The 13119-nt window shown below is 52.1% G+C and carries 5 protein-coding genes; 1 reads left to right on the top strand and 4 read right to left on the bottom strand.

Annotation, left to right across the window (positions count from 1 at the left end):
* The first annotated feature begins 5 nt into the window (after positions 1–5).
* The gene (locus SIC18_RS02790; RefSeq protein WP_413430105.1) at positions 6–1310 is read left to right on the top strand and encodes an O-antigen ligase family protein; all 1305 of its coding nucleotides are present in this window, start codon (positions 6–8) and stop codon (positions 1308–1310) included.
* Here the strand turns inward: SIC18_RS02790 and SIC18_RS02785 are convergent.
* The 4 genes from SIC18_RS02785 to acnB form a co-directional block, all read right to left on the bottom strand.
* Positions 1258–2934: a B12-binding domain-containing radical SAM protein gene (locus SIC18_RS02785; RefSeq protein ID WP_413430104.1), complete on the bottom strand. Its 1677-nt coding sequence runs from the start codon at positions 2932–2934 to the stop codon at positions 1258–1260. The genes SIC18_RS02790 and SIC18_RS02785 overlap by 53 nt on opposite strands.
* Positions 2935–3010: 76 nt before the next feature.
* Entirely contained in the window at positions 3011–8776 is a 5766-nt protein-coding gene (locus tag SIC18_RS02780; protein WP_413430103.1) for a Calx-beta domain-containing protein, read from the bottom strand.
* 278 nt (positions 8777–9054) lie between these two features.
* The gene (locus tag SIC18_RS02775; protein WP_413430102.1) at positions 9055–10464 is read right to left on the bottom strand and encodes a ClC family H(+)/Cl(-) exchange transporter; all 1410 of its coding nucleotides are present in this window, start codon (positions 10462–10464) and stop codon (positions 9055–9057) included.
* Positions 10465–10483: 19 nt separating this feature from the next.
* The gene (gene acnB / locus SIC18_RS02770; protein ID WP_048347571.1) at positions 10484–13066 is read right to left on the bottom strand and encodes a bifunctional aconitate hydratase 2/2-methylisocitrate dehydratase; all 2583 of its coding nucleotides are present in this window, start codon (positions 13064–13066) and stop codon (positions 10484–10486) included.
* Between the last annotated feature and the right edge of the window lie 53 nt (positions 13067–13119).

Genomic DNA, 13119 nt, shown 5'->3' with positions numbered 1-13119 from the left:
TTCGTATGACGTTGCTCTCAAAACGCGTGATCCAGCAAATCGACGCGTCCCGCCCGCTCGAAGCGTCGCTCTGGGGTTGGCGATGTTTCCAGATTGGCCTGTTCTTACTGCCCTCTTCGGCTCTGCTGGCCAGCTTGTTGTTGTTTCCCTCTCTGCTGATGGGCAGTTGGAGGAGTGAGCGTCCGTTTTGGAGTGATCCCTGGAACGCGCCCTTGTTTTTGGCGTCGTTGTTGATGGTGATTGGATGCTTTAGCTCCTATTCCGGATCTCTCGCCTGGGTGGGCATGGGGAACTGGTTGCCTTTCTTTTGGGCGTTTTGGGGCTTTCAGCCCTACGTCAGCTCGGCTGATGCACGCCGTCGCTCAGCGCTTTGGTTGGTGGCGGGCAGCTTCCCAGTGGTGTTGACGGGTTTGGGACAACTTTGGTGGGGCTGGCAAGGTCCCTGGCAAGTGTTGGGTGGATTGATTATTTGGTTCATGACCCCTGGTGGCGAACCAGAGGGTCGTCTGTCAGGACTGTTTGATTACGCCAATATCGCCGCCGCCTGGTTGGCACTGGTTTGGCCGTTGGCGTTGGCCGCTCTGATTCAACCTGGTTTGAGCAAGCTGCGGAGGGGTGTTGTTCTGGCCTTGGTGGTTGCTTTTGTGACGGCCCTTGTGCTCACGGAATCACGGAATGGCTGGGGCGCATTGGTCCTGGCGCTACCGATTGTGTTGGGTCCTCTTAGCTGGCCTTGGCTCGTTCCGTTGTTGGTTGTTGGTCTTGGCTTGTTGTTTGTGTCTGTTGTTCCTGGGGTGCCTTTGTTGCTTCAGGACCCCGCACGGTCGCTTTTGCCAGAGGGGATCTGGGGCCGGCTCAGTGATAGTCAGCACGCTGGTGAGCGCGTTCTTGCGTCTACGCGCCTGAGTCAGTGGGGTGTGGCGGTTCAGTTGATCGCTGAGAGGCCCTGGCTGGGATGGGGGGCAGCGGCTTTTTCGGTGATTTATCCGCTGAGAACAGGACAATGGCATGGCCATGCTCACAACCTTCCCCTTGAACTGGCCATTGCCCATGGATTGCCAGTGGCGCTGCTGGTTTCGGCGCTGGTGCTGGCCTTGTTGATCGTGGCGCTCCGTCGCGGGCTATCACGATTGTTTGATCGCGCCTGGTGGGCAGCAGTGCTGACCTTGATGGTTCTGCACTGCACCGATTTGCCGTTTTTTGATAGCCGCGTGAATATTGCTGGCTGGATTTTGTTAGCGGGATTGCGCTGTTTGATCAGGCCTGTTCGGGAGCGTTCTCTGGACTCAGCGCTTGGCGTTGATGCTTGAGAAGCGTGTTGCTGGGCAAGGGGCCATCAAGATGACACCAGGGAAGAATGTGGTGATCGCCCCATGTGTGATGGACGACCTCTTCCCAGGCGGGGGGCCGGGGCAACAGCACTCCGGCGGAGCTGGCGGGTGGTAATTCGTCTGCGCGTGCGGCGCGATAGGCCTTTTTCCAACCGCCAAGAGTCTCCTGGGAGCCTCGAACAGCTGCGATGACGGGCGCAAGTCGACGGTCACTGCGTGAGAGCAGGGCCTGGATCACGCTCCAGCCATAGCTCTCAGGTCGGAGTTCCACACCCTTCGGTTTCAGTCGTTTGGCCAGTCGTTTGAGGCGTTTGTCAGCTTCTGGCCTGACCCCTTGCCACTGAAATGGGGTGTGGGCTTTTGGAACGAAGGTGCTCACGCCCAAGGTGAAGCGCAGCCCTGGGGTGTGTTTCTTGAGATCTAGTAGTAGATCAGCGGTTGCCTCGATGTCGTCGTCCTGCTCCGTAGGAAGTCCCACCATCCCGTAGAGCTTGAGGCTTTTGAGTCCACCTTCTTTTGCGTACCGGGCGGCGACGCTGATTTCTTCGCGGCTGAGTTTCTTGTTCACGACGCGTCTCATCCGATCACTTCCACTCTCGATGGCGATCGTCACCGACTTGCTACCGCGGCGACTCAGAGTTCCAGCGAGTTGAGGAGTCACGGTGGCAGCTCGCACGGAGCTGACACTGACGCGTAAGTCATCAAAGCGGTCTTGATCCAGCCACTGCAGTAAGTCGTTGAATTGAGGATGTTGGGTCACGGAGGCACCGAGCAAGCCGAGACGACGGGTTGCCTTCAGTCCTTTCTCGACTGCAGGAATCAGGCCGTCATCAAGAGATGGGGTTCGGAAGGGCAAGGTGAGATAACTCGCTAAGCAGAAGCGACACAGCTCTGGGCAGCTGCGCACCACCTCCACCATGTGGATGTCGGGCCACGCGGCCTCAGGGGTGATCACCGTGGAGTGGCTCAGGCTGTTGCCCCTCCAGGTTTGCTTCGCAATGCGCTCAGGTAGATCTGCCTCCCTGGGTTGTAGCCCGAGAAGGGCACCGTCGGCACTGAATTGCGGAGCATGGAGATCGGGCACGTAAATGCCAGGGATCTGAGCCAAATGATGAAGGCGCTTGTGACGGGGTTCGTCCCGCACTTGAAGCAGGGCATCGATGAAGGCGGGCAGCAGCTCTTCTCCATCCCCGAGAAGGACGACATCAAAAAATGGGGCCAGCGGTTCGGGGTTGGCGGTCAGAACGGGACCACCACCGAACACGATTGGATCCTGATCACCTCGTTCATGGCTCCAGAGGGGAATTCGCTGTTGTTCCAGGAGATCCAACAGAACAGGCCCATCGAGTTCCCAGCTCAGAGATAGGCCGAAGAGATCGCAGCGACGGTGTTGAGGATCCCCCTGATCTGTAAACAGCCTCCTGACATCGAGATCGGAGCGCATGGCCAAGCTGGCCCATACGAGTTGGTAGCCAAGGCTGGTGATGCCCACGGTGTAGGTGCTGGGGAATGCCAGCACCGTCTTCAGTGCACCTGCCTCAGGTGAGGCAGGTTTAAAGAGCAGAGTTTCTTGTTTCAGCGGTGGTGCAACGCGTTGCACCATTTTGATATATCAATTAAACGCATGCGATAAATCTAAGGAAGACCTCTAAATTGCTTTGCTGAAATCTGAATCCTTGTTAAGATAATGGATCAGGTAAAGGTTTCACGACCTCAAGCAAATCATCAATCGTGTTTTGACTATCTTCGAAATTCTCGCTTCTTAATTGCCCGTTAATGTTCCCGCTTGTGGCAGATATATTGATGTTGTCAACGTTAGCGCGTTCATTTCCGCGATTCATTGTGCCACGGAAGCGAATACGAACTTCTGAGCTGCCTATAAAGCTTGTAAGGTCAATGCTTTCTTGGGTCCAGAGGTTTTCAGTGTCAATATTGCCGCGTAAAGTGCGCTCGTTCTGTGTCCAAGATTCTCCATTGTCATTAGAGATGTCTACAGATACGGATTCATTATTGTCTAAACTACGCTGAATTCGCCAGTCGAAATTCAGTGTTGCTGATGAATAATCACCACTGAGGTCAATAGCCAAAGATGTCATGCTTCCATTATTCACATTTCCATTCACTTCACCGGACCAAGTGCCTTCGGTGGCTCTTCGACTGGATCGTTCCCAACCAGTCAGGGGATCTAAACCCCAATTTCTTTCCCAAGTTGCGGAGTCTTCGAAGGTTTCTTCAAAAAGAATGCTTGTTTGAGGAGGAGAGTCGTCATTGGAGATGGTGGCTATAGCAGAAGCGTTAGAGGGGGAGATGGATGCGTTTGTGGGAGAGGTGAGGCTGACCGAGAAAGTTTCGTCTTGCTCGAGGATGCTGTCTCCAGCAACCTCGATGGGGATGATTTGAGTGTCTTCACCGGCGGCAAAGTTGACGACACCAGATGGGAAAGAATTGCCAATAAAATCTTGTAAATCAGTTGGGTTGCTGCCTGAACCTGTAACGGTGTATTCGGCAGAACTTGATCTGGAGGTATCGCCTGTGCGTGTGACAGTGAAGAGGAATGTTGTTGTGTCTCCGGGAGCACCTTCTGGTTGTGCAGACGCGTCCGCACTGATGCTCAGAATTGGAGCTGCACCGTTGATTATATTTTCTGCTGTGACTCTTATGGCATCAACATTGACTCGCTCATTCTGTCCATTCATTGTGCCACGGAAGCGAATACGAACTTCTGAGCTACCTATAAAGCTTGTAAGGTCAATGCTTTCTTGGGTCCAGAGGTTTTCAGTGTCAATATTGCCGCGTAAAGTGCGCTCGTTCTGTGTCCAAGATTCTCCATTGTCATTAGAGATGTCTACAGATACGGATTCATTATTGTCTAAATTACGCTGAATTCGCCAGTCAAAATTTAGTGTTGCTGATGAATAATTACCGCTGAGGTCAATAGCTAAAGAAGTCATGCTTCCATTGTTTACATTTCCATTCAATTCACCGGACGAAGTGCCTTCGGTGGCTCTTCGACTGGATCGTTGCCAACCAGTCAGGGGATCTAAACCCCAATTTCTTCCCCACGTTGCGGAGTCTTCGAAGGTTTCTTCAAAAAGAATGCTTGTTTGAGGAGGAGAGTCGTCATTGGAGATGGTGGCTATAGCAGAAGCGTTAGAGGGGGAGATGGATGCATTTGTGGGAGAGGTGAGGCTGACCGAGAAAGTTTCGTCTTGCTCGAGGATGCTGTCTCCAGCAACCTCGATGGAGATGATTTGAGTGTCTTCACCGGCGGCAAAGTTGACGACACCAGATGGGAAAGAATTGCCAATAAAATCTTGTAAATCAGTTGGGTTGCTGCCTGAACCTGTAACGGTGTATTCGGCAGAACTTGATCTGGAGGTATCGCCTGTGCGTGTGACAGTGAAGAGGAATGTTGTTGTGTCTCCGGGAGCACCTTCTGGTTGTGCAGACGCGTCCGCACTGATGCTCAGGGTTGGGGGAGGAGGAGAGTCGTCATTGGAGATGGTGGCTATAGCAGAAGCGTTAGAGGGGGAGATGGATGCATTTGTGGGAGAGGTGAGGCTGACCGAGAAAGTTTCGTCTTGCTCGAGGATGCTGTCTCCAGCAACCTCGATGGAGATGATTTGAGTGTCTTCACCGGCGGCAAAGTTGACGACACCAGATGGGAAAGAATTGCCAATAAAATCTTGTAAATCAGTTGGGTTGCTGCCTGAACCTGTAACGGTGTATTCGGCAGAACTTGATCTGGAGGTATCGCCTGTGCGTGTGACAGTGAAGAGGAATGTTGTTGTGTCTCCGGGAGCACCTTCTGGTTGTGCAGACGCGTCCGCACTGATGCTCAGGGTTGGGGGAGGAGGAGAGTCGTCATTGGAGATGGTGGCTATAGCAGAAGCGTTAGAGGGGGAGATGGATGCATTTGTGGGAGAGGTGAGGCTGACCGAGAAAGTTTCGTCTTGCTCGAGGATGCTGTCTCCAGCAACCTCGATGGAGATGATTTGAGTGTCTTCACCGGCGGCAAAGTTGACGACACCAGATGGGAAAGAATTGCCAATAAAATCTTGTAAATCAGTTGGGTTGCTGCCTGAACCTGTAACGGTGTATTCGGCAGAACTTGATCTGGAGGTATCGCCTGTGCGTGTGACAGTGAAGAGGAATGTTGTTGTGTCTCCGGGAGCACCTTCTGGTTGTGCAGACGCGTCCGCACTGATGCTCAGGGTTGGGGGAGGAGGAGAGTCGTCATTGGAGATGGTGGCTATAGCAGAAGCGTTAGAGGGGGAGATGGATGCATTTGTGGGAGAGGTGAGGCTGACCGAGAAAGTTTCGTCTTGCTCGAGGATGCTGTCTCCAGCAACCTCGATGGAGATGATTTGAGTGTCTTCACCGGCGGCAAAGTTGACGACACCAGATGGGAAAGAATTGCCAATAAAATCTTGTAAATCAGTTGGGTTGCTGCCTGAACCTGTAACGGTGTATTCGGCAGAACTTGATCTGGAGGTATCGCCTGTGCGTGTGACAGTGAAGAGGAATGTTGTTGTGTCTCCGGGAGCACCTTCTGGTTGTGCAGACGCGTCCGCACTGATGCTCAGGGTTGGGGGAGGACTTGCAATGGCAATTCCAAAATCATTGTTGATTGAAATCTCTGCTCCAACTGTTACTTCAATTGATTGACTATCTCCAGACTTACTGGAGAATCGAAGGTTATCTAGATATCCAAATTGTCCATCTTTGCCTGATGCCAGGATATACGCGATATCAGGATTAGTTCTGGAGATCGTCATCGTTTCCACGATGCCTGTACCCAAATCTTGTGTCACATATTCTTCTAGAAGATTACTGCTGGAGTCATATGCCCGCATATGCCCAAAATCTGAACTGTCATCTGAAATAAAGTCGATTCTTACTTCATCTGTTGGTAATGCAAAGTCAACGCGTAGCTCTGCATTCCCAGTATTCCAAAGTCCTCCATTCCAGGAGCTGCTTAGGCCTAAAGTTCCTGTGGAGACGTAATCTTGTGCTAAGGCGGTAACATCTTGATTGCTGATGCTTGATCCAATGGCACTGAGTACGGCTAATTCATTAATTGAATTGAGTACAGTCCCTTGTGTGAAGCTGTCTGGTTCTACTTCTGAGCTATAGCCCGATGGAAACGTTAAAGTTTGATTGTTGTCTAGTTCGGTAGAAATATTATAAGAACCTGGATCGACTAGGAAGCTATAATCTCCTTGCTCGTTGGTTGAAGTGAAAAGCTCTCCTGGGTCTAATTGATTATTGAGATTAGTGTCGATAAAAATCTTTATACCCTCAAGGCCTCTTTCGTTTTCATCAACGGCGCCGTTTTCATTTAGATCTCTCCAGGTGCGACCTCGAATCTCGGCATCATCAGCTTTGATGGTGGCTGTGGCTGAACTTGCACTCAAATCAATAGAATTACCTTCACTATCGAGTGCATTACTGAGTTCAACTAAAAATGTTTCATCATCCTCAATCTCTCTGTCTCCCTGTACGTAGACTTCGATCTGTGCTCTTGTTTCTCCCGCGTTAATTACTGCTGTTCCAAATTGCAATCCGTTGACAAAATCTGCTGCATTGGTTGAATTATCTCCTGATACACTCCAGTCTACGGTGACTTGATTTTGCCGAGCCTCACTTAAAATAATATCGAATCTGAATGTCGTTATTCCTTCGTTCCCTTCGGTTTTGGTACTCTCTATTGGAGTAAGGCGTAGGTTGGCCTCTGTTGTGACTACAGATCCATTGATTAGATACTCGCCGAGGCTTGCATATGATGTATAGCCGGTAGGGTTTGCGTTAAATGGATCCCCAGTGCCAACCCCTTCAACTGTTAGAAAGTAAGTTCCCCCGTCTAAGGCAAGGTTGTCAAAACCTGCACTGAGAAAGTTGTTTGGATTGCTAGTTGCTACTAACCCCCAGCTACTATCGTACAATGTTGCTGAAATATCAAGATTCGCCCCTCGGGAATTAAGATATTGGCTTTCATAATTTCCACTACCATCTGATATGTATGCGGTTGTCGTATTGGAGATATCTAGATTTATGAATCCACTGCTTGTCTGGAAAGTGAAGTAATCAATATCATCATTCGTTTCGATTATGCCGTGAGTGAGAATGTTCGTTTCGCTTGGATTGAGAGGATTAATCTCTGAGTAGTTTAGGCTGCTTGCTAGATTGAATTCGTTGGCATGATCATCAGTTCGGTATCCAAATCCATTGCCAGATGTGATGATTGAAAGATCATCTTCGAGATTATTTGCATCGTTGTATTCACCTTTGGACCAGGTTGTTACGTTTTCCTCATCACCAATAAATGACGCTCCCATAATGCTCGCCCATGAGACTTGGCCAGTCCCATGGCCTTCATAATAGGTTGGGTTATCTGTTCTTGTATTTGTTCCATCATGTCTTAAATTTAAAGCATGACCTACTTCGTGGCTTACTGTCTCTGATGCAGCATATTCGCCTTGATTGAAGACTAGTGCTACATCATCATCTGCCCAATTAAAGCTGTTAAAATATGCAGTTCCTCCTCCTCCGGCATTTGTAATCTCGCGAGGATTGCCCAAAAAATCGATGTTATCGCGGTTTTGATTGGATGTTAGGGCTACTCGTATTCCCCATCTCTGGTCACTTCCTCCACTATTTTTTAAGTCTTCAATATCAGGCTCTTCCGTTGTAACATTGATGTTAAAAGGAGCAAAGTCTGCGGATACTCGATTCCAAATATGTTGTATTTCTGCTTTTACTTCAGGTAAATCTAGGTCGACATAAAATGGGTCAAGACTCATCGAGCCGCCATTCTCCCATGGTGTGCTATTAATAGAAAATCCGTCGAAATCGAGGTATATTGTATGATTTGCTAGGGGATTGCTATGCAAGAAAAACGTATTTTCAAAGTTGATATTGTCGCTAAGAGTTGTATAGCGTGGTGTTTCTTGCGGCGCTAATGCCTTTAAGGCATCGCTGCCCTCACTCAATAGATTTAGTCGTGAACATGAAGGACAAAAGCATGAGCTTTCTTCGGTGAAACTATAGCCACTAGGTCGCTCATTATTTGGCGTTTGAAAGCTCTCTTTTTTAGAGGAATTGCTTGCCTCTGTTATTGCCGCGCTAAAGTTTGATGTATCGAAACTGGGCTTTGATTTGCCGTTGTATGTCCAGGCTGTCTGTTTATTTAAATTGCTTAGAAAGGTATGAGCAGATATCGAGGTTTCCTTTTCGTATTTAATCTCAGTCGATCTATCTGCTTTATTGGTAAACTCGTAGTTCTCAGCTGTTTTCTCTAAAGCTTGCGAATTGGTTCCTTCTGACTGCCACTGGGATTTTTGGGTTTCGGATGATTGCTCTTGAAGTGCCCTTTTTTTGAATGTTTTCCTTGCTGCTAGAGAAAGATTGAGTAGCTCATCTAGCCAGGTAACTGCGAGATCCATCGGGGATCAATGCTGTTGATAACAAATTCTAGGTCGGCGTAGGTCCGACACTTCTATTTTCTTTAGATTTGGATTAACCCCTCTTAGTAAATTCTTTTCTGCATTCTGCTTTGGTGTCTTAGTGGTTAAGTGCTTTTAATCAGTGCGAATTCTCAATAACCAGTCTTGATCTGCTATCGGATGCACTGTCATTGCCAGCTCAATGTTCAGTCATCGTTGCTTGGTTCTGATGTTTCTGGCTTTGGTGCTTGAAAGGCACGGGGTCGCGTCGAGCCTTCTCATTCATCGTGCAGGCCTCTCCGACGTTCGTTGTTGGCTTGGAGGTGATCTTCTTCCAGCAACTCAAGTCCCATCTGTCGTTCATAGATCGAGCGGTGATCAAACAGGCGTGCAATCAGAAAACTCGCTAAGCAGGCCACCAGAATTGGTTTTAAGACCAGCAAATCCTTGGTTAGAGCGAAGGCCAAAAACATGGCCGTGATTGGTGTGCGAGAACAACTTGCCACGAATGCTCCCATCCCCGCAAAGACATAGGTGCTGGGGACGTGGCCGGTGAGAGCTTCCACCCAAATCCCACAGGCGAGGCCTATCGCACCGCCCAGGGTCAACATTGGGAAAAACAAGCCTCCGGGTGCACCGGATGCTGCTGCTAATCCCGTACTGAAAAACAGCACCACAAAGGTGCCTAGCGCCATTGGAATATCAGCTTTCCCATCACCGATGAGGTTCTGTAAGCCCTCGAGGTTGTGAAATTCTGAGGGGAGGCATGAATACACCCCACCCAGCAGTGCTCCGCTGATCACCATCCGCAGAACGAGGCGGTCGCCGAACCACCGATGCCCCTGTTTCTGCATGGCGATGACATAGCGGCAATACAGCTCGGCCAACACACCCACAACAACGCCCAGTCCGATCAGGTATCCCAGATCGATGGGCAAAAACCTCACCAGTGGTTCGTATTCCTTCTCCAGCTGAAAGCCAAGGCCAGTGTTCAGCCCGCTACCACCCGTGCTTAAACCCGTTAACCCCAATACATCCGCCCAGGCATCTGCCAAAAAGGTGGTGACGATCACCAGCAGCATTACGACTGGTCTTACGGAGTGCAGTAATTCCTCAATGGCGTAGAAAAATCCGCCAATAGGAGCATGAAACACGGCCGCAATCCCTGCTCCACCGCCCGCGGCAACGATCACGCGACGGAATGCCGCAGGTGCTCTTAGCCAACGCGCCAGTTGCCAGGCCACCGATCCCCCCATCTGAACGGCGGGACCTTCCGGCCCGAGGGGGAAGCCACTGCCGATGGCGACGATTCCCGCAACCAATTTGACCAAGCCCACCTTGAGACCCATCGGAACGGCCCGATGGTTCAGGAATCCCATGATGTGGGTGATTCCGGATCCACCTGCTGATGGTGCCAGCCGAGATACCAGCAATCCAGACACCAAACCACCTGTTGCACCTAAGCCAGGCAGAACGGCCCAAGCGGGAAGGTCTGCCAGAAGTTCCAGGCGCCAGCCACCTAAAACTTTGATGCCTCCCTTGAACAACACCCCTGTGAGGGCTGCGCCAAGGCCCGTGAACATCAAGGCGAGCACAACAACCAGCCAGCGGCGTTCAAGCAGCCGGCGAATGCTCCGACTCGAACCGGATGGATCTTGTTTTTCTTTCAGTTCGCTAGCTGCAGACATGGTTTTGCGCGGAAGCGAGTCAGGCGCCGGCCATGACCTCCGCTTGTTCTGAAGCACTCAGCACCCGACCTTGTTCAACGAAGTTATCGATTTGGTCGAAGTTGAGATAGCGGTAGAGCTCTGCGGAGAGTGGGTCAATCTTTTCAGCGGCGATCCTCTGGTACTCCTCGGGTGTAGGGATGCGCCCGAGCAGGGCACAGACAGCTGCTAATTCGGCGCTTCCCAGGAAGACCTGTGCGCCTTTGCCAAGCCGGTTGTTGAAGTTGCGGGTGCTGGTGGAGAACACCGTGGTGTTGTCCCCGACCCGGGCTTGATTTCCCATGCAAAGCGAGCAGCCTGGCATTTCCATGCGGCTGCCGGCTGCTTCAAACGTGGCGTAGTAGCCCTCTTGCTTGAGCATGTCCTCGTCCATGCGCGTGGGCGGGCAAACCCAAAGCCTGGCGGCGATGTCGCCGGCCTCTTCGAGCACTTTGGCCGCCGCGCGGTAGTGGCCAATGTTGGTCATGCAAGAGCCGATGAACACCTCCTGAACGGCTTCCCCAGCCACTTCGCTAAGCAGTTTCACGTTGTCGGGATCGTTCGGGCAGGCGAGAACGGGCTCGGTGAGTTCATCCAGATTGATCTCAATCACTTCGGCGTATTGAGCGTCGTCATCCGCTTCGAGGAGTTGGGGGTTGGCCAACCAGTCCTCCATCACCTTGATCCGTCGCGCCAGGGTGCGGGCATCGCTGTAGCCGCGCGCAATCATGTTTTTGAGCAGCGCCACATTGCTGCTCAGATATTCACTCACTGTGCTTTCGGAGAGTTTGATGGTGCAGCCTGCGCAAGAGCGTTCGGCCGAGGCGTCCGTGAGCTCGAAGGCCTGCTCCAGCTTGAGATCTGGCAACCCTTCAATTTCCATGATTCGGCCATTGAAGACGTTTTTCTTGTTGGCTTTTTCCACGGTGAGCAGGCCCTTTTGGATCGCAACCCAGGGGATCGCATTCACGACATCGCGGAGTGTGACCCCCGACTGAAGAGAGCCACTGAACCGCACCAAGACCGATTCGGGCATGTCGAGGGGCATGGCGCCGATGGCGGCAGCAAAGGCCACAACCCCGGAACCCCCTGGGAAAGAAATCCCCAGGGGGAACCGGGTGTGGCTGTCACCCCCTGTGCCCACGGTGTCGGGCAAGAGCATGCGATTGAGCCAGCTGTGGATGATGCCGTCACCGGGGCGAAGGGCGACACCGCCGCGTTGGGCAAAGAAATCAGGTAGATCTTTCTGGGTCTGCAGGTCCACTGGTTTGGGGTAAGCGGCTGTATGGCAGAAGCTCTGCATCACCAAATCGGCGGAAAAGCCAAGGCAGGCCAACTCCTTCATTTCGTCCCGGGTCATCGGCCCGGTGGTGTCTTGACTGCCAACGGTGGTCATCAGTGGTTCACAGCTTGTGCCTGGACGGACTCCTGGAAGACCGCAGGCTTTGCCCACCATTTTTTGAGCCAAGGTGAAGCCTTTGCCAGTGTCTGCAGGAGCACTAGGCCGGATGAACGTTTCAGAAGGGGGAAGTCCAAGTTGGCTGCGCACCTTGTCGGTGAGCGCGCGGCCAATCATCAGTGGGATGCGACCACCAGCACGAACTTCGTCGCTGATCGTGCTCGGCTTGAGTTCAAAATGGCTGATCACCCTGCCATCGCGTTCGATCGTGCCGGCGTAAGGGCGAATCGTGATCAGATCTCCGGTGTTCAGATCGCTGACATCACACTCGATCGGTAAGGCACCTGAATCTTCCGCTGTGTTGAAAAAGATTGGCGCAATCTTGCCGCCAATGATCACCCCGCCAGCGCGCTTGTTGGGAACGTGGGGGATGTCATTGCCGGTATGCCACAGCACGGAGTTGATGGCGCTTTTTCGAGAGCTTCCCGTGCCGACCACATCACCCACATAGGCCACGGGATGTCCTTTCTGCTTGAGGGTTTCGATCGTGTTGAGTCCCTCTGGATCACGGGTTTCCAACATCGCCAGGGCGTGCAAGGGGATGTCTGGACGTGTGGTCGCGTGGGTGGCTGGTGAGAGGTCGTCGGTGTTGGTTTCGCCGTCCACCTTGAACACGCTGACGGTGATCTCTTTGGCCAGTGGATCTCGCTGGGTAAACCATTCCGCTGCAGCCCAGCTGTCCACCACCTGTTGGGCGTAACGGTTGCTGCTGGCCAGCTCCATGACGTCATTGAAAGCGTCGTAGACCAAGAGGGTGCGGCTTAGCCCTTGAACGGCACAGCTTGCAAGCGTCTCGTCCGGATGCTTGAGCAGTTCGATCAGTGCAGCCACGTTGTACCCACCAACCATGGTGCCGAGTAGTTGCACCGCTTCCAACGGGGTTATCAAGGGGCTGGATGCGTTGCCTTGGGCGACGGCACTCAACCAGGTTGCTTTGACGTAGGCCGCTTCATCGACGCCGGGAGGAATGCGCTCACTTAAGAGGTGCAGCAAGGTCTGCTCTTCCCCCGCTGGTGGCTTCTGCAGAAGTTCCGTTAAGGCCTGGGTCTGAGCGGCATCAAGAGGAAGCGGCGGGATGCCCTGATTTTCCCGTTCCTTGGCGTTCTCGCGATAGGTGCTCAGCATCGGTTTTGGCGGCGCAGACAGCGATAAACACCATTGTTGTTGGTCAGCGTTCC

This window comes from Synechococcus sp. Cu2B8-bc1011, assembly GCF_047302735.1.
Taxonomy (GTDB): domain Bacteria; phylum Cyanobacteriota; class Cyanobacteriia; order PCC-6307; family Cyanobiaceae; genus Synechococcus_C.
This window is presented reverse-complemented; position numbering and strand designations above follow the sequence as displayed.